Origin of the sequence: Olivibacter jilunii (genome assembly GCF_900607235.1) — a bacterium.
GTDB classification, from domain to species: Bacteria; Bacteroidota; Bacteroidia; order Sphingobacteriales; family Sphingobacteriaceae; genus Olivibacter; species Olivibacter oleidegradans.
In genome coordinates this window covers 230,787-252,642 of sequence record NZ_LR027855.1, presented here as the reverse complement: position 1 = coordinate 252,642, position 21,856 = coordinate 230,787, and the positions used below count along the sequence as shown (strand labels likewise).

Here is a 21,856-nt window from a genome sequence, read left to right as displayed (position 1 = left end):
TAAATAAAATAGGTGTTTACATAACTTTATTTTTATCTATCTGAATCTGGCTTGAGAACTTATTGTCAATATTTCGTATCACATTCAATATAGCATCTACCGCCTCTACATAAAATTTCGGATTAATGTTTTCATACGTATCGCTCGGTTGATGATAATCTTTATGATCTTCTACACCGAAATATAAGAAAGGGATATCTTTGGCGTTAAAAGCCCCTTGATCGCTTTGGTTAGTCCAATCGTCGTGCCCTGTGTTAGGATCGTCATGTCCTAGCAGAAGCTTTACTTTTACTTCATCCTTTATATCTTCTACATATCTCCTTAATTGAGGATATTTGTATGTACCACAGACATATAGCTCGTTTTTATCATTATGCGAAATCATATCCATGTTGATATTGAGCTTTATTTGATCTAACCGAATAGGTGGGTTTTCAACAAAAGCCTTGGCCCCGCGTAAGCCCATTTCCTCTGCATCAAAGGCTGCAAACACAATCGTAAAATTGGGTTTATTTTCACTGAAATAAGCAGCGAACTGTAATAAGGCGGCTATACCCGATGCATTGTCGTCTGCGCCATTATAAATGGAATCACCTACTTTACCCAAATGGTCGTAATGTGCTGATATGACAAGAACCTCTTTCAGTTTGCCTGGAATATAACCTATTATATTTTTCCCGCTATAAGACGTCCCCTCTTTATCATCAAATTGAAAAGTTTGTATATAATCTTCACCTTGTGGGAAATGTTCCAAACCTAGGCTTTTAAATCGGTCGGCAATAAAAGCCGCCGCCTTTTCCGCACCTGCTGTCCCCGTTTTTCTGCCCTCATATTCGTCGGACGACAATACTTTTAGGTCTTTCAATACTTGTGCATCTTGTCGTTCTGCATTTTCTTTAACACTTGCACAGCAGCTAACACAAAAAAATAGTATCAAAAAGGAAAATCGATGAAGAATAGTAAGCATATTGATGCATGTTTTATTACAAACATACGAAATAGTTCTTAAGGGACACCCAAAGTATAAAAGGAGGGTTTATTTTAACTTCTTTCTCCGCGAAAGAAAAGAAGCAAAGAGCCGACCGTAGGGAGTTCATGAACACCTTTGAAAATAATGAAGTAGTGAATAAAATCGCCGCTTAAACTTAGTGCTTATCACACTTCTCGCATGTCCACTGCTACCACACGGGATACGCCTTGTTCCACCATGGTTACTCCATATATAATATCCGTACTGGCAATAGTCCGCTTGTTATGTGATACAATAATAAACTGCGACTGATTGGAGAATTTCCGGATAATATTATTGAACTTATCGATGTTCGTGTCATCCAAAGGAGCATCTACCTCGTCGAAAATGCAAAAAGGAGCTGGCTTGAGCAGATATAAGGAAAATAGAAGGGCCGTCGAGGTAAGCGTTTTTTCACCACCTGAAAGCTGGTTGATGGATAAAGGACGTTTCCCTTTTGGACGTGCCATAATTTCTATATCGGATTCAAGGGGTAAATCAGGATTACTCAACACTAAATCACAGGAATCTTCTTCATTAAATAAGGAGCGGAAGACGGTAATAAAATGTTCACGCACCTGAGTGAAAGACTCCATAAATTTATCACGAGCGGTATCATCTATTTCCTTAATGGTATCCAATAAAGATGTTTTAGCATCGAAGAGATCTTTACGCTCTTTTTGAATAAACGTATACCGCTCGTTCATCTCTTGATAGGCTTCCATAGCCATCGAGTTAATGGCGCCAAATTCTTCCAGCTGTTTTTTCAGTTTTTCGGTCCGATTCCTCAACTCTTCTTCGCTTTCAATATGATCGGGCAGCTCGTTATCCAGTAACTCGTTGATATCGATTTCAAATTCAACGGCCAATCGTTCCTTTAGTGCGTTCAAATCGAGCTTTAGACTGTTCTTCTTGTCTTTTAATTCGTTGGTTAGCAGCTCTATTTGATCTTTCCGTTTACGGAACCCCCCGATTTCTTCTTCTTTTTTATTGATATTGGCGCGCATGGTATAGTACTGCTGTTCCGCTTCTTGTAAGCCCTTTTCCAAAGCCTCTTTCTGCGCATACATGGCGATTAGATCCTCATCAGAATGATCCACATGCTGTAAAGTATCTTTAATGGCCTCCTTTACCGCTTCGTATTCCGTACTATATTGGGTAATACGCTTTTCTAGATTTTCATGCTGGCTCTCTCGGTATTCTAAATCTTTATTGATACCGGCAACTTTATTTTGTTGTTGATGGTAGCGTATATTTTCTTGATTATAGGCTGACGATATGGTGGTAAGTCGTTCTGAAATTTCATTAAAATTTTCCTGAAATGCAGTTAGCTCGTTTGCCTTATCTATTTTGCTCGCTGTTAAGGATGCCAAAGCCGGCTCTGCTTGTGCAAGTTCAGCTTGGATCGTGCGGATTTTTTCTTCGATATCCTGTTTTCTATTCTGGCTATTTTGTATGAAAGAGAGGTACTGCTCTTGCTTCGTTTTTACAGAGATTAATTCATTGCTCAGGCGGTTGAGTTGTAGCTTGGTCTCTTCAAGCTGACTTTTTTTGGTGTTTGCCTTCAGATCGTTCAATAAAGCCGTCTCATTAACAATATCCAATTGGATTTTTTCGAGATGCGTCGTGAGCTGCTTGATTTCCTTACTTAAGTTATCGAGGTTCTTCGCTCTACCGATACGCTTGCCCTCAAACAACCCTACCGATCCACCACTCATCCCCAGTCGAAATTTTGCAAACTTACCGGTTTTGTGCAGGATGGTTAATTGCGTATCGGGTAACGGTGTCTCTAAATCGCTTTCATCTTCCGTTTTTAGAATATATACATCGTGTAATAGTAACTTGATCAGTGGAAGATAGCGCTCTTCTGTATCAACAACAGATAAAGCAGGGATAAACCGTTCATCTGATAGGAGGTCTAATCCATTGCGAATGTCCGGCTGTGTAATAGCTTCCAAAACGAAAAAGCCGGCACGACCGCGTGATGCGCTCCCTAATAATTTAATAGCTTTAACGGCCTCTTGACGTTCATTAACCACATAATGGTTCATTACAGGTTCGAGAAAGTTTTCAATAGCCACTCGATATTCTTCTTTACAGAAGAGCACATCAGATAGGAGTGGGTAAGGTTTTGCCCAGCCCGCATTCTTTCTTAAGAATCGGATAGACTCCGGAAAACCTTCCAAATTATCGACTAGTGATTTGGTTAGGTTGTACTCATTTTGTTTCGCATCTAATGTGCGGTTATCCTTTATTACGGCCTCTTTATAGGATTGGATAAGGACTTCTTTATTAGCTATTTGCTGTTGCAGCTCTTCTTCATAGGCTAATGTACCATCATATTCCTCCTGCAAAGCGTCAACACGTCCCTCTAGTTCATCAACTACCTTAGAAAATTCGTTTAGCTCACTTTCTTTAGCTTCTGTATCAACGATATTTCGTTCGCTTTCCTGGCTTAGCGCGTCTTTTTGGATGTGCAGAACGGCAATTTCTTTTTCTAATTTATAGATGTTGTTCTGAAGTTGATTGTTTTCATGTACAAAAGCATCTAGTTTAGTCTTGGCGGTTTGCTGTTGCCCCCTCAGCTCGTCCACTTCCTGTTTCTGTTCATCAAGTGAAATCTTGATTTCATCTAATTTTTGTTGCTCAAGTAGCTGCTCTTCGTTTAAACGCTTAATATTATAAAGAACGTGATTGATTTGCTGTCTGTCGTTGGCCAGCTCTTTACTCAAACGTTGCTCCTTATCGTTTAAGTTCTTTAGCTGTTCATTTTTGACCTTCTTTTCGCTTTCATAAGCTCTTATCTTGGAGGTGTACTCATTGGCCGCTTTTTGTTGAACCGAAAGATTTTTCTCTTCCACTAAGCTTTCCTGTTTGAGTTTTTGGAGTTCGGCCTCAAGTGTGTCCAATTGCGTGACAATAAGGTTCCGTTCGTCTTCTTGAGCACTGTGTTGTTCATCTAGGCGCTCAAGTGCTTCGCGAAAGTTACTGATCCTAAATGATGCCAACGATACGCTCAGTTCTTTATATTGGTCTTTGAGTTTATAATAGCGTTCTGCTTTTTTTGCCTGATTTTCTAAGGTTTTTAAGTTTTTTTCAATCTCAAAAAGGAGATCTTCTACACGACTTAGATCTGCTTCGGTGTCCTTTAGTTTATTAAGTGTTTGTTTTTTCCTAACCTTATATTTCGATATACCGGAAGCCTCTTCAAAAAGTGCCCTTCTGGAATTCTCTTTGTTGTTAATAATCTCATCGATCATTTTCAGTTCAATGATGGAGTAAGAGTCGTTTCCAATTCCGGTATCCAAAAACAAGTCAGTGATATCTTTTAATCGGCATTGTACATCATTTAAACGATATTCACTCTCGCCTGTCCGATATAATTTACGGGTAATGGTAACCTGAGAGAACTCTGTTGGAAGGATGTTTTTGGTATTGTCAAAAGAAAGTGAAACTTCAGCTAAATTAGCCGCTTTGCGCGTTTTAGTGCCATTGAAGATGATGTTTTCCATTTTTTCAGAACGGAGGTTCTTGGTGCGTTGTTCGCCCAGTACCCAACGAATCGCATCAACCACATTGGATTTTCCACAGCCGTTCGGACCGACAATTGCCGTAACACCTTCATTGAAATTGATAGTGATTTTATCGCCAAAGCTTTTAAATCCTTTAATCTCTAAACGCGTAAGTTGCATGTATTTTGTCCAAAATTTGAGGCTGCGAATTTAATGAATTGAACCAATTTATCTAATTTTCTGCTATCTTTTCTATTCGCTTTCGATTTTTTCTGTCTATTTAAGTGTTTTCGTCTACTTTCTTTCAAAGTGAAGAAAGTAGACGAAAATTATTTTCTATCTTTAATCCATGGAAACCATTCTACCCTTTATCATCGCTGCAATTGTTTTTGGCTATCAAATATATGCTAATTTCAAAAAAGAGCAGGAGAAGGCCAAAAAACGAAAACCGTCGCATCGTCCACAAGTAGATGAAACACCGTATAAACCATTGCAGCGTGAAATACTTCAACGTGAGCCACTGTCGGAGCCGGAGCTGATCCATCCCAAATCTGAAAAACACATCACTTTTGAGGATTACTCCGGGGTTTTAGAGGTAGAAGAAGTGAAAAGGGCGAAAGAAATTCATAAGAAACACGAACATGCATACAAGCGTTTGGAACCTTATAAAATAGATGCCGGCAGCGAGGAAACCAATCCCTATGGGGATTTCGATTTAAGGGATGCCGTTATTAAATCCGCTATTTTGAATAGACCGAGGTATTAGTGACATACTAAAGGCACACGAATAAATCTTCGTGCGCCAGCAATAAGTTTTTGTTCTAATGAAGATAGTTAAAAACTTAAAACTTAGTTCTTAGAACTTACAACTCAAAAACCTATGGATCCACTAAAACAAACTGATCAGCGTCTTGTAAAAAAGGTAGTTTCTCTCTAATCCGTTTTAAATCGTCCGGATAAAGCGTGAAGGTATAGAGGTCCTCGTCCTCCGGTTTATAATAAACAACCCCACCGTCAGGTGCAACACAGGTAGAGGCTCCTGAATGATAAACCTGATTTCCATCGTAACCTACACGATTTACGCCAATTACGTAGCATTGGTTTTCAATCGCACGAGCAGGAATAAGGGCTCTCCAATGTCCTATCCGCATGTCCGGCCAACTTGCTATATATAGTAGGATATCATATACGTTGTTAAGATTTCTGCTAAATGCCGGAAAACGGAGATCATAACAGGTTTGCAAACATACACGCCAACCATTTATTTCTACAATGACGCGCTTTTTGCCCGCTGTGAAAACCTTTTCTTCACCAGCCATCGAAAATAAATGTCTTTTATCATATTTATGGAATGAACCATCGGGCTTCATCCAAATAAAACGATTGTAATATTTGCCGCCGTCTTCTATAATGAGGCTACCTGCTACAACGCAATTGTACTTTTTTGCCTGTTCTAACATCCAATAGATTGTTTGGCCGTCCATTCTTTCCGCACATTTCTCAACATTCATGGTGAATCCGGTATTGAACATCTCCGGCAAAATAATCAAGTCGGTTTTTTCCTTCAATGAGGAAAGACGTAATGCCAAATTGGATAGGTTTTTCTCTGTGTTCTCCCAAAAAAGATAGGCCTGAAATATTGTTATTTTTAATGGTTTCATTTAAAGTAATTATTCATTTTTCGTTAAGGATATCCTTTATCGTCTAATGAATAGGTTAGTGATAGTCGGATGTCTTTAGTACTAACGATGCACCGTAATATACTAAATTAACGAAAGTTTGTAAATATCTTAATTTCTCAATTAATCTTTTTGTTCACTATTTAGTGTATGATACTGAAACGCCATCAAAGCCAAAAAAAGCGTGTTATTTAATTCGTGCTAAATTTTCAACGGCTTTTTCCAAGGTTTCGTGTTTTTTTGCAAAACAAAATCTTATATAGTGTCTGTCCAATCGGTTTTTGTAAAACACGGATAATGGAATAGTTGCGACGCCATAGTTGACCGTCAGTTCCTTTGTAAAGTCAAGATCACCTTTGTCGCTTATTTTATCGTAATTGGCTAACAAAAAGTAAGATCCCGATGCAGGAAGTATCTCAAAAGGCGTTGAACGGAGCGCATTGACGAAAAAGTCCCTCTTCTCCTGGAAGAATTTGCTAAGTAAGAGGTATTCACTTTCGTCCATCAAGAAATCGGCCAAGGCATATTGAACGGGGGTATTTACGCTGAATACCAAATATTGGTGAACCTTCCGAAATTCAACGGTCAGTTTTTCAGGAGCAAGACAATACCCAATTTTCCAGCCGGTTATGTGAAACATTTTTCCAAAAGAAGAGATTACGAAGCTGCGTTCCCGTAGTTCGGGATAACTTGCTACACTAATATGTTTCTTGCCATCAAATACAACCTTGTCATAAACTTCATCGCTAATGATAAATATATCCGTTCCCTGTGTAAGTTTTATCAATTGTTTCATATCGGCGTCAGTTAGCGTAGCCGAGGTAGGATTATGCGGTGTATTGATAATAATAAGCTTTGTCTTATGTGAAAAGACCTTCTTGACATCGTCCCAATTGATATTAAAGCTGTTAGGCAATAAAGAAACAGTTTTTACCATTCCTCCACATAAATCGATTGCAGGCGCGTAACTATCGTAACAGGGATCAAAACAAATCACCTCGTCATCCGGTCGAATAATACTGGCAATAGCGGTAAATATGGCTTGCGTTGCACCTGCTGTAATGGTGATTTCCTTGTCTGGATGATAAATCGCATGCTGTTGCTTTTCCACCATCTCGGCTATTTTTTCACGTAGCTGCAAAACCCCTGGCATAGGAGCGTATTGATTCAGTCCCTTTTTCATATAAGTTTGGGTTAAATCAATAAGCTTAGGGGAGCAGTCAAAATCAGGAAAACCCTGCGAGAGATTGATTGCTCCATGCTCATTGGCTAAGGCAGTCATCGTGCTGAAAATAGAATTGCTTACGTTAGGAAGTTTAGATAGAACGTTGATCATAAGGATGTGATTCAAGTTTGTTTGTTTTGTTTAACTTTTTTTTAAATTAGTTGTTACTGGTTAAAGATGACATTGTTTATCCGAGAACGCTATTTTCTCAACAAAATAAGTCAAGTGTACAGTATATTCTTGTAAATTGCAACGTCCTAAGTATGCCATGTAACGTTTATGGCAGAAACTGTGTAAGCTCATTGTTGTAGTAACACAAAGGAACAAATTTTATATACGAATAAAATATCCATGTATTACAGGCTATTCAAACACGGATGCAGATAAAAATAAAGTGGATATTCCATATGGCCATAAAAAACAGATTATTTACATATGAAATATAACAGATTTTTGATCTTATTATTGTTTGCCATCGGGTTCATTTCTTGTAATAATCCAAAAAAGCAAGGAGGTGTTCCCCGAGTTGGATTTATCGAAGCCTTCGAAGATGCTACTATTGGCGATGCCCGCAAAGGTTTTATAGAAGCCCTGGCAGCAAGTGGTTTTAGCGAACAAAATAAGACAGTAGAAATCATCGCAAAGAACGCGCAGGGCGATATGGGAGCCATGAACCAAATAGTAAGTTATATGCAGTCGGAAGAGGTGGATTGTATTGGAACCAGTACAACCATGTCAACCTTGGCTACTGTGCAGCGAATAAAAAACATCCCGATATTCATGTGCGTTACCGCTATGCCGCAAATATTGGGACTGATAAATGAAAAGAAAAAAGGGCCTGATAATCTTTTTGGTGTCGGCGAAGATCTGAATTATATCGACACATCCTTTGCTATTATTCAACAAGTCGTCAAACCAAAAAAAAAGGATAATCTACGCATTGGTATGATCTATAACCAAGCTGAACAGCAGTCAGTTGACGCCTTTAACCGACTGGATAAGTTGGCGAAGCAAAAGCAGGTTGAACTAATCGCCTTACCGCTAAACACTTCCGCTGATGCTCAGCTAGTCGTGCGTGCACTCTTGAAAAGAAAAATAGATGCTTTTTTCGCTAACCCCGACAATACTGTTTTCGCAGCTTTCGAAACTATCTTAAATAATTGTAATGAGCGTGGAATTCCGGTTTTTACAAGTGAAGTCGGACTGGTAAAAAGAGGGGCTGTAGCTGCTTATGGTGCCGATATCTATCAATGGGGATACCAGGCAGGGCAAGAAGCCGCTAAATTTCTGAAGTCAAAGAAAACAGATAAGTTAACGGTTGAAAAAGTCAAGATAAGAAGAAGGGTATATAATGGAGCCGCAGCGACTCGATTCGGACTAACATTCTCGGAAAATTTCGAAAAGCTATAAATTTTCTTCAACTGCATGGATTTTTATTTCGCTGCTATACTACAAGGTCTATGTTTTGTACCCATGGGGTTGGGGATCTATCTAACGATGAAGATTTTCAATTTTCCTGATATCACTACCGATGGGAGTTATACGCTGGGCGCAGTAATATGCGCGTTGGGTATAAGCCATCAGCTATCCCTTTTTATACTAGTCCCGCTTATTCTACTGGCAGGTGCCATTGCGGGTAGTTGCACGGCACTTATTCATACGAAGCTAAAAATTAATGCCTTATTGGCGGGTATTTTGGTAATGACCGCTTTATATTCTGTTAATCTTACCCTGTTGGGACGTTCCAACATTCCGCTCTTAAGCTACAAGAATCTTTTTTCCATCACACTGGTGCAAGATGCTAATTCCAATACGTTCCTGATTGCCGGTACGGTGGTTGTCATACTAGTCGTTATACTCAACTATTTATTGCGGACTGACTTCGGCATTGCGATGCGAGCCACAGGGAATAATGAAATCATGGTGAGATCGCTGGGGGTAAACACCTTCAAAATAAAATGGATTGGCTTGGCGATTACGAATGCATTGGTTGCTTTTAGCGGTTCGTTGATTGCCCAGTTTCAGGGTTTTACTGACATCAACATGGGCATTGGGATTGTTATCAGTGGTTTAGGTTCCGTAATGATTGCGGAAACTATTATCAAATTGCTGCCCACAGATAAAGTATGGATTAATCTCGGCATGGTCATCATTGGTGTGGTTATTTTTCAGTTAGTACTAGCCTTTACATTAAGTCTGGGTATAGATTCTTCTCTTCTCAAACTGTTTACCTCTTGTTTTGTGTTACTAATTGTTGCTTTGCCTCAAGGTAATTTTCTGAAAGGTTCGCTAAAACGTTGATTATGCTGGTTCTCAATAATGTAAGTAAAACTTTTTTCCCTAATCGGCCGAATGAGATCCGTGCGCTGGACCGTTTGTCTTTTACCGTGTCCTCGGGGGAATTTGTGTCCGTAGTAGGCGCAAATGGATCTGGTAAAAGTACGCTGCAAAATCTAATTGCCGGTACGATCTGGGCTGACAATGGCGAAATTAGATTAAATGATGAATTGCTAAATCAAATGGCAGATTACCGGCGGAGCCGATGGATAGCACGGGTTTTTCAGAACCCATTGCAAGGTACTGCTCCGGAATTGAGCATCTTGGACAATTTTAGATTGGCTTCCCTGCGTGGAAAAGCGAAAAAACTTACTATTGGCGTCAATACCGCTTTTAAGGAGCGGGTGAGGGAGCAGGTGCGGTTACTCGATATGGGCTTGGAAAACAAAATACATCAACCAATGGGTTTACTAAGTGGTGGGCAGCGGCAGGCTTTAACTTTGCTGATGACAGTTATGAGCGATGTTAAATTGCTGCTTTTGGATGAACCCACCGCTGCGCTCGACCCACGATCTGCCGCTCGCGTTATGGAGTTGGCGAGCAAGCTAATCGCAGATTATCAACTTGCAGTACTATTTATAACCCATAACATGAGAGAAGCTCTTAGCTATGGCAATCGCTTGGTACAGCTATCGCATGGTCGAATCAAGCGAGATTTGTCGAACGAGGAGAAACACCGGTTAAAGCCGCAAGATTTATATGAATGGTTTAATGAGGATTGAATAAAACTTGTATATTCGCCCTATGTTGAGCGCTCGAGGTATAAAAAAGGCATACGGTAACCTCCAAATTTTAAAAGGCGTTGACCTGGAGGTCAGAAAGGGTGAGATTGTTAGCATCGTAGGAGCCTCCGGAGCGGGCAAGAGTACTTTCCTGCATATTCTTGGATCATTAGATATGCCGGATGGGGGTGAGGTGGTGCTGAATGGAACTGAGTTGCCCAAACTTTCTCCCAATAAATTAAGCGCCTTTCGGAATAAACATATAGGTTTTATTTTTCAATTTCATCATTTGCTTCCTGAGTTTACTGCCTTGGAGAACATTTGCATACCTGCATTCATTGCCGGGAAAGGAAAATCTGAGAGTGAAAAAAGAGCAAAACAATTGTTAGATATCCTTCAGGTAGGAGCCCGAGCAGACCATAAACCCAATGCTTTATCCGGTGGCGAACAACAGCGAGTATCCGTAGCACGCGCCCTGATGAATAATCCATCCATTATTTTAGCCGATGAGCCGTCGGGCAATTTGGATTCGGAAAATGCCGAGGCCTTGCACCATCTTTTCGTACAATTGAGGAATGAATTGCAACAAACTTTCGTTATAGTAACGCATAATGAACACCTGGCTGATATTTCGGATCGTACTGTGCACATGAAGGATGGTTTGATTGTTTAAAGTTATAGACGGACGAAGGTATCCTTAAATTTATGCTAAACTGATTTTGATGAATATTTTGATTACTGGAGGGATGAGTGCGCTCGCACAGAAACTTGCACGTGTATTTTCTGCGGAGGATAAGGTGATATTCGGTGATAATGTAGCTATCCCTGATTTGTTAATTGCAGGAGGAAGGTATGTAGTAATACCATCCGGCAGCAGCGCATCGTTTAATCACGAACTATTAAAGGTGGGTATCAGCAACGAATCAGACCTTATAATTCCTTTGAGAAAGGACGAAATCGTACAGCTTGCTGCATGTAAAGATTTGTTTGCAGAATACGGAATACAATTGGCAGTACCGTCGCACCGACTTTTAGAGATCGTTGAATTTATTGTCAACCCGGGCAAAGATCTGAACACAACGGTTTTACTCAAAGGCAAAATAGCAGGTCAAGGAGAACCGATTGAAAGCTTGGAAAACGAGTCGGGCGTATGCGTAGTCTCAGACGGTGGGGAGGAACTCTTTTTTTGTTGTTTGGCATAGCCAGGGATGGCTTATTCTGTAACTGAAAAATGCTTACGTATAAAGATCTAGATCAGAACAAAAAGGCCTTTATTTTCGAGGTAGATGATGTGCTCTATCCGGAAAAGGATTATCTCTTGCAGGTATATTATCTGTTCGCTCATTTATTGGAATATACGGAAACAGTGCCACCGGCGAACGATTTAACTGCTTTCATGAAAAAAGTATATGAGCATCACGGGAAAGAAGAAATTTTTCAACGGGCAGCAGCTGTGTTTGGAATCGACGCAAAGTATCTTGAAAATTTTAAAAGAATCCACGTAAATGCTCAATTGCCGCTAAAATTATTACTCTTCGAAGAGGTAAAACATTTACTATTGGAAATCACGAAGGACGAAAAGAGAATTTTTGTTTTAACGAAGGGAAATCCGTTGATGCAACTGAATAAATTAAAGCAAATTGATTGGGGCCCCTTAAGTAGCTATATAAAGATGTACTTTTATGATGAGCTTGCCTTACAGGGAGTTACCGATCCGCTTGAGTATCTTCTTCGTGATAATCATCTTCGTTTGGAGGACGTGCTTATCATTAGTCGGAACCGGGAGCCTACTGAAGAGATTCTTAAAGCAGGAATTGATTATCTTCCGGTCGAGTCATTGTTGAAGACCGACCGGCACTAATGATCAAAAGATTTTGTACATTGCAGCTAATTTCAGGTAATCGTCTAAACGATTACTGATCCGCCTACAAGAAGGCTTTTAATTCTGGTATTTTATGAATAAAGGCAAACAACCAACGATTAAGGAAATCGCCAAACGGTTAAAGATATCCACCTCAACTGTTTCCCGTGCGCTTAATGATCATCCCAGCATCGGGTTAATTACCACGATGCGAGTAAAGAAATTAGCTGAGGAATTGAACTACGAGCCGAACAGAACCGCAATATTTTTCAAACAGCGAAAAACATTCACTATAGGCGTTATTTTGCCAAGTTTATCCGAAGCTTTCTTTTCTGCGGCCATAAGTGAAATTGAGAATTTTGCGAATAGCCGCAATTACACAGTCATTCTTGGCCAATCATTGGATGATCCCGAAAGAGAGCTGAAAATTATCAATACCATGAAAGTGCATCGTGTAGACGGAATTATCCTTTCTTCCGCCAAAAACACACGCGAATTTGAGTATATTGAAATATTGAGAAATGCAGGCATTCCGGTTGTTTTTTTCGATTGCGTACCCGATTTGGTGCAGATTAACGCTATTGTTAGTAATCTGAAAACAGGAATGAAGGAGGCCATTGATACATTTGCCTCCTGTGGGCATCGGGGGATCGCCTTTATCAATGGACCGGCCCATTTACCCGCAAGCAAAGAAAGAGAGGAGGCATTTATTGATGCGTTGGTTAATAACGGTATTCCCTTAAATCGCGATTATATTGTTTATACCGATTTGTCGGAAAAGGGAAATACCGATGCAACACTGCAATTGATTAACTTAAGTGAGAGACCCTCCGCTGTCGTTTCGTTTAACGACTATGTTACCTTGGATGCGATGAATGCGGTGCGTAGCAAAGGATTGACGGTTAACCAAGATATATTTTTTATCAGTTATGCGAACTACCCCATATGGAAATATATGGAAAACCCACCCATGGCTTCCATTGAGCAATTACCGGGAAAACAGGGAGCGCTTGCAGCTGAAATGTTATTCGAATTGATAGACAGAGATACCGAAGAGAACGCCGATGATTCAGGCATTAAACAGGGTCGGAAAATAGTATTGGAATCAAAGCTGGTAAACCAGCATGTATAGCGCTACGTTCCGGGTTATTGTATAATCAGAGCCAAAACGTTGATATTCGAGAATGAATTATCTTCGAATGAAAGAAAGCTATAGCTAATTGCTAACCATAAACGCTAAACTTATGAACCTCGATTTTAATATAAACGAAGATGTTAACAAGCAGGCTGTTTACGAACTGAAAAGTCGATTAAAAAAAGTTTTTTTAGGTGGCGGAGAGACGGCAAGCAAAAAGCAGCATGAAAAGGGTAAAATGTTGGCTAGAGAGCGGATTGAATATTTGCTCGATAAGGATCGACCTTCGTTGGAAATAGGGGCGCTGGCGGCAGACAACCTCTATGAGGAACAGGGAGGCTGCCCCTCAGCCGGTGTAGTGGTAGTGGTGGGTTATATTGCCAATAGGCAGTGTGTCGTGGTAGCAAACGATGCTACCGTCAAGGCTGGTGCCTGGTTCCCTTTAACTGCCAAGAAAAATCTTCGCGCACAGGAGATTGCTATGGAAAATCGATTGCCCATTATTTACCTGGTAGACTCAGCGGGCGTTTACTTACCCATGCAGGATGAAATATTTCCCGATAAAGAACACTTTGGACGCATTTTTCGAAACAACGCGCGCATGAGTAGCGAGGGTATTGTACAAATAGCGGCTATTATGGGATCTTGCGTAGCCGGTGGAGCTTATTTGCCGGTGATGAGCGACGAAGCGATGATTGTAGATGGTACCGGCTCCGTTTTTCTTGCGGGATCCTATTTGGTAAAATCGGCTATCGGTGAAGAGGTGGACAACGAAACACTTGGCGGTGCAACGACACACTGTGAAATATCCGGGGTGACGGACTATAAGCATCCGGACGATAAAAGCTGTTTGGACAGTATCCGACGTATTATTGAAAAACTAAGCGCTCCTTTAAATAGCGGATTTAACCGGATAAAGCCCGTACTTCCTGCACTTGATTCAAAAGAAATTTATGGTTTACTTCCGAACTTGCGAGAAAAACCTTATGACATGGCCGAAATCATACAGCGCTTGGTAGACAATTCGGAATTTGATGAATATAAGGCTTTATATGGAAAAAGTATTTTATGTGGTTTGGCTAGGGTTGACGGCTGGGCAGTAGGGATTGTGGCCAATCAACGGAAAGTAATAAAAAATAAGAAGGGCGAAATGCAGATAGGAGGGGTTATTTATTCAGACGCGGCTGATAAAGCGGCACGGTTTATTATGAATTGTAATCAGAAGAAAATACCACTTGTTTTTTTACAGGATGTAACCGGATTTATGGTTGGCAGTAAATCCGAACAAGATGGAATCATTAAGGATGGAGCAAAAATGGTGAATGCAGTCGCAAATTCGGTCGTGCCAAAATTTACCGTTGTGATTGGAAATTCCTATGGGGCCGGAAATTACGCCATGTGTGGTAAAGCTTACGATCCCCGCTTAATATACGCCTGGCCATCGGCAAAAATTGCTGTGATGGGAGGTGAGCAGGCAGCAAAAACCTTGTTGCAAATTCAAAAAGCAACACTGAAAGCAAAAGGGCAAAATTTAAGTGACCAAGCGGAGGCTGATCTCCTAGGTGAAATTACGGCTAGATATAATCGACAGACTACTCCCTACTACGCAGCCGCGCGTCTATGGATAGATGGGATTATTGATCCGCTAGACACAAGAAAAGTTATATCGATGGGGATCGAGGCCGCTAATCAGAGTCCAATTACGAAAGCTTTTAACGTGGGGGTTATGCAGGTGTGAGGTATCGGGTTTAGGTGGGAGATGGAAGGTTGAGGTTTGAGGTGTAGGGTGTAAGCAATGACGCTTAACGTCTACGGATAACAGCAGATAAGAAATTTACAAAAGGAAAACGGATTGCTTTGATGTAATCAGTATCTTTGTGTCGAGAAAAAATAGAATTTACATGACTGAAGAAATAGAACACGTTAAGTGCTTAATTATAGGTTCGGGACCAGCAGGATATACGGCCGCTATTTATGCAGCGCGCGCTGACTTAAAACCCGTTATGTATACAGGTATTGTTCCGGGTGGACAGCTAACGCAAACTACGGATGTTGAAAATTTTCCAGGTTATCCGGCGGGTATCATGGGTCCGGAAATGATGGAAGATTTTAGAAAGCAAGCGGAACGTTTTGGTACCGATATACGGTTTGGTTATGCTACCGGTGTAGATTTTTCAGGGCCGGTTCATAAAGTTGTCATTGATGAAATCAAAACAATAACGGCCGATACGGTAATTATAGCAACTGGTGCTACAGCAAAATGGTTAGGTTTAGATAGCGAGCAAAAGTACAACGGATTTGGTGTTTCAGCTTGTGCGGTATGTGACGGATTTTTCTTCAAAGGTCAAGATGTGGCTATTGTCGGAGCAGGAGATACGGCAGCAGAAGAGGCTACTTACCTTGCTAAATTGTGTAGAAAAGTACATATGTTGGTTAGAAGAGACGAGTTTCGGGCTTCTAAAGCAATGCAACATCGCGTTTTCAATACGCCAAATATAGAGATACATTATAATACAGAGGCAGAAGAGATTTTGGGAGACGGTAAAACTGTTAATGGATTGCGAATCATCAATAATCAAACAAAGGAACATCAAGTATTGGATATAACAGGTTTCTTCGTAGCAATAGGCCACAAACCGAACACTGATATTTTCAAAGGATGGCTGGATATGGATGAATCGGGTTATTTAATTACAAAAGCTGATAGTACCCAAACGAATGTTGAGGGAGTTTTTGCCGCAGGTGATGTTCAAGACCATATCTATCGGCAAGCGGTAACGGCTGCAGGTAGTGGCTGTATGGCTGCGTTGGAAGCCGAGCGATATTTAGCAGCTAAAGAGCATGCCATTATAGAAACTGCTGATTAATAAAGTTTATTTTGCTATAGACAAAAGGCGCTTAGGCGCCTTTTGTCATATATCTATATTTTGTTCTATTTCGACACCATTTTTAAACCGATAATTGAAGCGATTAGGGTGAAAATAAAAAATAGACGCCAAAAATCAGAGGGTTCTTTATATAGGATGATCCCCATAATAACCGTTCCTACAGCTCCAATACCCGTCCATACAGCATAACCCGTGCCAATCGGAATATCCTGAATCGCTTTGTTAAGAAGAAGAAAGCTCAGCGTGATACAAATGAAAAAACCGATGGACCATTTAATGTTGGTAAAGTTATTTGATAACTTTAAACAGGAAGTAAAGCCTACTTCAAATAGACCCGCAATAATTAGATAAAACCAAGCCATAGTATTTTGTTTTTTGTGTTGGCAAATATCCGTAATAGGATACAGCGCTTTTTTTACATATGTTAAAAAATAATTCAATCGAAAGTTACCGATTCATTTTACGCCTGATTCTGCTCAATGTAACCTGACTGACGCCTAAGTAAGACGCAATATAGCCCAATTGTACCCGTTGAACAATAGAAGGAGATAACGTAATCAGTTCATTATAGCGCTCGGTTGCGGTTTTCGATTGGGTGCCTATCAGCCGCTCTTCCGTTTTTACCAGTTCTGAGCCAATCAGCCGATTAAAAAAATTGGCGATATCTAAATTATTTTCGCAAAGTGTTTTTACGTTACGATGGCTTATTCTTAATAGTGTGCTGTTTTCTAATAGCTCGATGGTTTCGTATCCCGGACTTTCATTAAAAAAGCTGTTATAAGACAACAGCACATCGGTTTCTAAGCAAAAGCAGAACACGGTTTCTTTCTCTTCGGTTTGTATATATACACGTGCTATCCCTTGCAAAATAAAATATAGATACGGTGCTGTGCGGCCGGCTTTTATGATGCTCGAACCTTTCTCATAATCTACTTCTTCCAACTCGTTGCAAAATAAGCTTAAAGAGGGTTCAAGCAATCCTAAATGCATCATCTTTTCTCTTAATGCTTGATCATTTGCCATAATCTGTTGCGATAATCTTAAATTCTGTTCTTCTGTTTTGCTGTTTACCCTTTTCCGTCGTGTTGTCGGCAATCGGATTATTCTGTCCGTAGCCTTTATACGCCAACCGGGTTTTGTCTATACCTTTACTCAGTAAATAAGCGTAAACAGCAAGCGCCCGTTTTTCCGAAAGTACCTGATTGGCTTGTGCGGAGCCTGTATTATCGGTATGACCTGTTATCTCTATCCGGATATGTTTGTTATGTTGTAGTAACTGAAATAACTCCATTAGGTCGCTTTCTGATGTAGGAAGAAGCTCATAACCGTTGGTAGGAAAGAAAATATTATTTAAAATGGCGGATCGTCCTGAACTAATTCGTTCTAGACCGACTTTGACAGCATAAATGTCTTTTTCTGTGAGCGTGTCTGCTAAAGCGAAATGTTGACTGTAAAATAGATATTCAGGATGCAATACGTGCAACGCATATTCACTTCCTACCGGGAGCGGTACTAGAAAAGTACCATCGAGGTAATCCACTTCTGAATAGAATGTTCGCTTCTTGTTCTTTAAATCGGTCAGCTTGACCGCTGCTTTTACGGCATTACCGGTTGTTTTATCAAATACGCGTCCTTTAACATAGGCAACAGCAGTAGGTCTTAGATGCTCAGTCAGGAGGCATGTATATATGTCAAGTCCGCCTTTGCCACCCGGTCTTTCAGCTGCGAAGTAAGCGGTTGAGCCATCTAAACTAACAGTGAGCGCACGTTGCTCCAGGTGATCATTAATAGGTGTACCCATATTGACCGGAGATAGTCTATTCCCTTCATGATCAAGCTTACTGATAAAAAGGTCTTTATTACCGAAGCCCGGCCATCCGTTAGAGGCAAAATAAAGTGTTTCGTTATCAGCATGGATAAAGGGTGTGCTTTCGTCAAACGATGTATTGACCTTGTCACCCATGTTTTGCGGTACTCCCCAAGAGCCATCTTGCTGAAGGGTGCTATACCAGATATCGTTTCCTCCAAATCCTCCTTTGCGGTTGCTAACGAAATACAGTGTGTTTCCGTCCGGACTAATTGCTGGCTGTGCCTCCCAAGAACCGGTATTAATTGGTGAACCTAAATTATGAGGGATGCCCCAGGCACTGCCTTCCCAATGGGATATGTAAATGTCACAACTTCCCTTACCGTCGGGTTTATTGCAGCCCGTAAAAAACAAATACCGTCCGTCGGGAGAAATACAATGCGCTCCTTCACTGTATGACTCGGTATTAACTTTTCCCGGAATGGGAAGGGCCTGTTTCCATGCGCTATCTTGATATTGACTGACATAAATATATTCTAAACCGCCCTTTTTTTGACGCGTAAAAATAATAGAAGAGCGGTCGGCCGTCAGCATAGGAAAATATTCATCATCCGCTGAATTAATTGAAGCACCCATGTTGTGAATATTTAGCAGCTGAGTGTTTTTGCGCTCGCTTAAACTGAAATTGCAATCCGCTAAATATTTTTGCGCAATAGCCTTCCGTTGATTAGTCTGTGTTGATACCTTGCTGAGGTAAGTTGTCAAAGCTTGTTTGGATGCCGCATAAGCGCCTAAGTTCAGCAAACTTTCGCCTAGTCCAAACCAAGTGGAGGGTGTTAAATCCGAAGCTAGTTTGGAAACCATCTCATAATGTTTGGCAGCTTGTTCAAACTCTTTTTGACGCAGATATATATCCGCTAATTGCTGGCGTGCAGTAATGAAAAGACTATCGTCGTTCAGAAGCTGTTCCAAACGTATAGTGGCATTGGTAAAATCATTTCTGCTCAAAAATCTCGCGGCTTCTTCAAAAAGTTTTTTTGACTTGCTTGTTGAAGGATTCAGCTGCTGGGCACCCAGTTTGGAGCAAAAAAAGGATAAGCTGTTATAAAATAGGCAAAATAAAAAAAATAGGCGCATACAGTGAAGATATCTTAGCATAGGCTCCAAATCTTACACTAAGATATAATATTTTATGCCTTTTTTGTTTTTTGCTAGGGGATATTAAGATACTTATGGGTTTGCAAAGAAATTTCCCACTTGGGGTTTTCCTTTACATAGTCAATAATAAGGGGCGTCATCTGAGCCGCTTTAGACCACTCAGGCTGTAGGTATAACTTCCTGCCGACGGGAATTTGGGCAGCATATCGTTCAGCCCATTCAAAATCACTTTTGTTAAAAACGATTACTTTTAGCTCGCCGGCAGCCTCAATAACGTCGGGGAGTGGTGCCTTAAATTTCTTGGGAGATAAACAAACCCAGTCCCAATGACCACTTAATGGGTAAGCACCGGAGGTTTCAATGAAGGTTTTAATGCCCGCATCTTGTAATCCCCTGGTTAAGTAGTCCAAATTGTAAATCAACGGTTCGCCCCCGGTAATCACCACGGTTTTGGCAGGATATCGCGCTGCGTTTCTTATGATATCATCTGCTTTTGTTAAAGGATGTAGTTCAGCATCCCAGCTTTCTTTGACATCGCACCAATGACAACCCACATCACAGCCCCCTAAACGTATAAAATAAGCTGCCTTTCCTGTGTGATAACCCTCGCCCTGAATCGTATAAAATTCTTCCATGAGCGGAAGAAGCGTACCGTCTGCTGGAACCTGTTTTGACATAATGGTGCAAAGGTAACTATTTTTTTCATGTTGCTTGTCAACCCCTAGTAATCTATACGGAAAGCACATTGTAAGGACGTTTTTTGCCACTATGTTCTTTGGTTTGCTAAATTTTATCAAGAAATCTTCCCCTAGGGAATTTTGAATGCCATTAAGAATTAACAAGTGATGAAAAAGGTTGAATAAGAAAAACGTTCCTTAATATAAACGCCCAACTGTAAATAAAAAAGCTGTGGAGTCCCCTCCACAGCTCAACCAATTATCCAAACACGATGGCTTAAAAGCCACTATCATCAAGAGCGAACACCACTTTGCGTTCTTTCCATTTTCCATTCGTAAAATCAGGTATTTCGACTGATTTGTTCCCTTCGGCTAAGGATAATGTCGATAATGGTGTAATAACACTCATGCTAACAGAATCGTAGACATCAATTGGTGTTTGTCTGTTTTGTTTTACCGACTCAATAAAAGCATTAAAAACAAACCAGTCCATTCCACCATGCCCCGCGCCGGCAGCATCATTTGCATATTTAGCCCATAAAGGGTGATCATATTTCTTTAACCACTCGTCGGCTGCATCCCACGCATGTCCCTTTGCCGATTTACCTTCGATGTATATGCCATTATTTAAATCCATCCACAAACCTTCCGTACCCTGAACCCTAAAACCAATTGAATAGGGGCGAGGTAAATGAACATCGTGCGATAATAACAGCGTCTCGCCATTGGCACAATTGATCAACGTTGTCGTTACATCCCCATTTTTATATTGAATTTTTGCATTAGGATGTCCGGGAGATGTTTTTTGTACGTAATTTGCTAATCCTCTTGCCTTGCTCGAAAAGGAAACCATATTGGTCATTCGATTTCCGTGGTTAATGTTGACGTAGTGCATCAGAGGACCCAAGCCATGTGTTGGATAGAGATCCCCATCTTGATCAATGTTGAATTGTGTACGCCATTGCGCCTCACTCATTGCCTTGGCCCCATATTCCACACCTCCACCATAGGGTTGCTTGCCATTGTTAAAAAGGACCTCCCTTAAGTCATGCTGATAACCACCTTCTAAATGAATCAATTCACCAAAAAGGTTTTGCCTTACCATATTAAGAACCGCCATGACATCTCGTCGATAACAAACATTTTCCAAGGTCATATAAGGCTTTCCGGTCTGTTCCGACGTTTTTACAACTTCCCAATGGTCGTCAACAGTTAGGCCGGCAATAACCTCACAACCTACATAAAGCCCAGCCTTCATCGAGTCCACTGCCTGATCTTTATGAAATTGCCAAGGGGTGGCTATCACAACGGCATCTAATTTCTCTTTTTCAAGCAATTTTTTATAAGCATCCACGCCACCGGTATATTCTTTCGGCAATTTTTTATTTGCCTTTTGGAATTGCTTTCTGCAACTTGCCAGTGATTCTTCTTGAATGTCACAGATGGCAACTACATCGATATCCTCCCTTCTTAAGGCCAGGGCCACATGGTTTCTTCCTCTTAATCCAACGCCAATAAAGGCCAGGCGTATTTTTTTATTATTTTGAGCAAAAAGCGGAGTATCAGGTAGTATACTTGTTGCAGCCGCTGCAATGGAGCCTGACTTTATGAAATTTCTTCTATCCATTAGGTGTTCTTTTGATTATTAGGATATTGTTCGGCGTCTTCATAAATTAGAATGCGCTCTCTTGAACAAACATAGAAAAACATTTTTAATAAAATCCTATGCAACCGATTGCTCTATTTTCAAAAAAATTGCGCAATCGGTTGTGTTTTTAATTATGTATGAAGTTGTTTTTCATTTTCGCATATTGCATCAAATTATAGAGAAACTAGTTTTAAGACG

General features: G+C 40.6%; 19 protein-coding genes. 10 read left to right on the top strand and 9 right to left on the bottom strand.

Features of this window, described 5'->3' with window-relative positions:
• Nucleotides 1-16: 16 nt before the first annotated feature.
• Both E0E36_RS22525 and smc read right to left on the bottom strand, forming a co-directional pair.
• On the bottom strand, nucleotides 17-967 hold the full coding sequence (locus E0E36_RS22525) for a M20/M25/M40 family metallo-hydrolase (RefSeq protein WP_130857839.1): 951 nt from the start codon (nucleotides 965-967) through the stop codon (nucleotides 17-19).
• Between the two features lie 188 nt (nucleotides 968-1,155).
• The gene (gene smc, locus E0E36_RS22520; protein WP_130857838.1) at nucleotides 1,156-4,701 is read right to left on the bottom strand and encodes a chromosome segregation protein SMC; all 3,546 of its coding nucleotides are present in this window, start codon (nucleotides 4,699-4,701) and stop codon (nucleotides 1,156-1,158) included.
• 169 nt (nucleotides 4,702-4,870) lie between these two features.
• Here smc and E0E36_RS22515 point away from each other — a divergent pair, with 169 nt between their 5' ends.
• Nucleotides 4,871-5,287: a hypothetical protein gene (locus E0E36_RS22515; RefSeq protein ID WP_130857837.1), complete on the top strand. Its 417-nt coding sequence runs from the start codon at nucleotides 4,871-4,873 to the stop codon at nucleotides 5,285-5,287.
• Between the two features lie 112 nt (nucleotides 5,288-5,399).
• Here the strand turns inward: E0E36_RS22515 and E0E36_RS22510 are convergent, their stop codons facing one another.
• Both E0E36_RS22510 and E0E36_RS22505 read right to left on the bottom strand, forming a co-directional pair.
• A complete protein-coding gene (locus tag E0E36_RS22510; RefSeq protein WP_013666537.1) occupies nucleotides 5,400-6,182 on the bottom strand; it encodes an amidohydrolase in 783 nt (260 codons plus the stop codon).
• A gap of 205 nt (nucleotides 6,183-6,387) precedes the next feature.
• Complete coding sequence (locus E0E36_RS22505; protein ID WP_013666538.1) at nucleotides 6,388-7,536, bottom strand: methionine aminotransferase; 1,149 nt, start codon at nucleotides 7,534-7,536, stop codon at nucleotides 6,388-6,390.
• A gap of 324 nt (nucleotides 7,537-7,860) precedes the next feature.
• Here E0E36_RS22505 and E0E36_RS22500 point away from each other — a divergent pair, with 324 nt between their 5' ends.
• The 9 genes from E0E36_RS22500 (at nucleotide 7,861) to trxB (ending at nucleotide 16,347) form a co-directional block, all read left to right on the top strand.
• On the top strand, nucleotides 7,861-8,835 hold the full coding sequence (locus tag E0E36_RS22500; protein ID WP_130857836.1) for an ABC transporter substrate-binding protein: 975 nt from the start codon (nucleotides 7,861-7,863) through the stop codon (nucleotides 8,833-8,835).
• 15 nt (nucleotides 8,836-8,850) lie between these two features.
• Nucleotides 8,851-9,726 carry an ABC transporter permease gene (locus E0E36_RS22495; RefSeq protein WP_130857835.1) on the top strand — a complete coding sequence of 292 codons (876 nt, stop codon included), beginning with the start codon at nucleotides 8,851-8,853 and terminating at the stop codon, nucleotides 9,724-9,726.
• A gap of 2 nt (nucleotides 9,727-9,728) precedes the next feature.
• Nucleotides 9,729-10,484 carry an ABC transporter ATP-binding protein gene (locus tag E0E36_RS22490; protein WP_013666541.1) on the top strand — a complete coding sequence of 252 codons (756 nt, stop codon included), beginning with the start codon at nucleotides 9,729-9,731 and terminating at the stop codon, nucleotides 10,482-10,484.
• A 22-nt stretch (nucleotides 10,485-10,506) separates the two neighbouring features.
• Entirely contained in the window at nucleotides 10,507-11,157 is a 651-nt protein-coding gene (locus E0E36_RS22485; RefSeq protein WP_013666542.1) for an ABC transporter ATP-binding protein, read from the top strand.
• 49 nt (nucleotides 11,158-11,206) lie between these two features.
• The gene (locus tag E0E36_RS22480; RefSeq protein WP_130857834.1) at nucleotides 11,207-11,686 is read left to right on the top strand and encodes an ATP-grasp domain-containing protein; all 480 of its coding nucleotides are present in this window, start codon (nucleotides 11,207-11,209) and stop codon (nucleotides 11,684-11,686) included.
• A gap of 29 nt (nucleotides 11,687-11,715) precedes the next feature.
• Complete coding sequence (locus E0E36_RS22475) at nucleotides 11,716-12,345, top strand: HAD family hydrolase (RefSeq protein WP_130857833.1); 630 nt, start codon at nucleotides 11,716-11,718, stop codon at nucleotides 12,343-12,345.
• 94 nt (nucleotides 12,346-12,439) lie between these two features.
• Nucleotides 12,440-13,477 carry a LacI family DNA-binding transcriptional regulator gene (locus tag E0E36_RS22470; RefSeq protein WP_013666545.1) on the top strand — a complete coding sequence of 346 codons (1,038 nt, stop codon included), beginning with the start codon at nucleotides 12,440-12,442 and terminating at the stop codon, nucleotides 13,475-13,477.
• Nucleotides 13,478-13,589: 112 nt separating this feature from the next.
• Nucleotides 13,590-15,218: an acyl-CoA carboxylase subunit beta gene (locus E0E36_RS22465; RefSeq protein ID WP_130857832.1), complete on the top strand. Its 1,629-nt coding sequence runs from the start codon at nucleotides 13,590-13,592 to the stop codon at nucleotides 15,216-15,218.
• Nucleotides 15,219-15,381: 163 nt separating this feature from the next.
• Nucleotides 15,382-16,347, top strand: coding sequence for a thioredoxin-disulfide reductase (gene trxB, locus E0E36_RS22460; protein WP_013666547.1), 966 nt, complete (start codon nucleotides 15,382-15,384; stop codon nucleotides 16,345-16,347).
• 65 nt (nucleotides 16,348-16,412) lie between these two features.
• Here trxB and E0E36_RS22455 read toward each other — a convergent pair whose 3' ends face one another.
• From E0E36_RS22455 to E0E36_RS22435, 5 genes are all read right to left on the bottom strand, one after another.
• Nucleotides 16,413-16,730 carry a DMT family transporter gene (locus tag E0E36_RS22455; RefSeq protein ID WP_013666548.1) on the bottom strand — a complete coding sequence of 106 codons (318 nt, stop codon included), beginning with the start codon at nucleotides 16,728-16,730 and terminating at the stop codon, nucleotides 16,413-16,415.
• An 85-nt stretch (nucleotides 16,731-16,815) separates the two neighbouring features.
• The gene (locus tag E0E36_RS22450) at nucleotides 16,816-17,391 is read right to left on the bottom strand and encodes a Crp/Fnr family transcriptional regulator (RefSeq protein ID WP_130857831.1); all 576 of its coding nucleotides are present in this window, start codon (nucleotides 17,389-17,391) and stop codon (nucleotides 16,816-16,818) included.
• Nucleotides 17,381-19,333 (bottom strand): OmpA family protein, encoded by a 1,953-nt coding sequence (locus E0E36_RS22445; RefSeq protein WP_130857830.1) that lies wholly within the window; start codon nucleotides 19,331-19,333, stop codon nucleotides 17,381-17,383. Before E0E36_RS22445 ends, E0E36_RS22450 begins: the two co-directional genes overlap by 11 nt.
• Nucleotides 19,334-19,386: 53 nt before the next feature.
• The gene (locus E0E36_RS22440) at nucleotides 19,387-20,010 is read right to left on the bottom strand and encodes a 7-carboxy-7-deazaguanine synthase QueE (RefSeq protein ID WP_041387475.1); all 624 of its coding nucleotides are present in this window, start codon (nucleotides 20,008-20,010) and stop codon (nucleotides 19,387-19,389) included.
• A gap of 277 nt (nucleotides 20,011-20,287) precedes the next feature.
• Nucleotides 20,288-21,637, bottom strand: coding sequence for a Gfo/Idh/MocA family protein (locus tag E0E36_RS22435; RefSeq protein ID WP_130857829.1), 1,350 nt, complete (start codon nucleotides 21,635-21,637; stop codon nucleotides 20,288-20,290).
• Between the last annotated feature and the right edge of the window lie 219 nt (nucleotides 21,638-21,856).

Coding starts and splice junctions, on each gene's coding strand:
- E0E36_RS22490 (WP_013666541.1), top strand. CDS start 9,729: ATGCTGGTTCTCAATAATGTAAGTAAAACTTTTTTCCCTAATCGGCCG.
- E0E36_RS22435 (WP_130857829.1), bottom strand. CDS start 21,637: ATGGATAGAAGAAATTTCATAAAGTCAGGCTCCATTGCAGCGGCTGCA.
- E0E36_RS22450 (WP_130857831.1), bottom strand. CDS start 17,391: ATGGCAAATGATCAAGCATTAAGAGAAAAGATGATGCATTTAGGATTG.
- E0E36_RS22505 (WP_013666538.1), bottom strand. CDS start 7,536: ATGATCAACGTTCTATCTAAACTTCCTAACGTAAGCAATTCTATTTTC.
- E0E36_RS22475 (WP_130857833.1), top strand. CDS start 11,716: ATGCTTACGTATAAAGATCTAGATCAGAACAAAAAGGCCTTTATTTTC.
- trxB (WP_013666547.1), top strand. CDS start 15,382: ATGACTGAAGAAATAGAACACGTTAAGTGCTTAATTATAGGTTCGGGA.
- E0E36_RS22525 (WP_130857839.1), bottom strand. CDS start 967: ATGCTTACTATTCTTCATCGATTTTCCTTTTTGATACTATTTTTTTGT.
- E0E36_RS22485 (WP_013666542.1), top strand. CDS start 10,507: ATGTTGAGCGCTCGAGGTATAAAAAAGGCATACGGTAACCTCCAAATT.
- E0E36_RS22470 (WP_013666545.1), top strand. CDS start 12,440: ATGAATAAAGGCAAACAACCAACGATTAAGGAAATCGCCAAACGGTTA.
- E0E36_RS22510 (WP_013666537.1), bottom strand. CDS start 6,182: ATGAAACCATTAAAAATAACAATATTTCAGGCCTATCTTTTTTGGGAG.
- E0E36_RS22465 (WP_130857832.1), top strand. CDS start 13,590: ATGAACCTCGATTTTAATATAAACGAAGATGTTAACAAGCAGGCTGTT.
- E0E36_RS22480 (WP_130857834.1), top strand. CDS start 11,207: ATGAATATTTTGATTACTGGAGGGATGAGTGCGCTCGCACAGAAACTT.
- E0E36_RS22515 (WP_130857837.1), top strand. CDS start 4,871: ATGGAAACCATTCTACCCTTTATCATCGCTGCAATTGTTTTTGGCTAT.
- smc (WP_130857838.1), bottom strand. CDS start 4,701: ATGCAACTTACGCGTTTAGAGATTAAAGGATTTAAAAGCTTTGGCGAT.
- E0E36_RS22500 (WP_130857836.1), top strand. CDS start 7,861: ATGAAATATAACAGATTTTTGATCTTATTATTGTTTGCCATCGGGTTC.
- E0E36_RS22495 (WP_130857835.1), top strand. CDS start 8,851: ATGGATTTTTATTTCGCTGCTATACTACAAGGTCTATGTTTTGTACCC.
- E0E36_RS22445 (WP_130857830.1), bottom strand. CDS start 19,333: ATGCTAAGATATCTTCACTGTATGCGCCTATTTTTTTTATTTTGCCTA.
- E0E36_RS22440 (WP_041387475.1), bottom strand. CDS start 20,010: ATGTCAAAACAGGTTCCAGCAGACGGTACGCTTCTTCCGCTCATGGAA.
- E0E36_RS22455 (WP_013666548.1), bottom strand. CDS start 16,730: ATGGCTTGGTTTTATCTAATTATTGCGGGTCTATTTGAAGTAGGCTTT.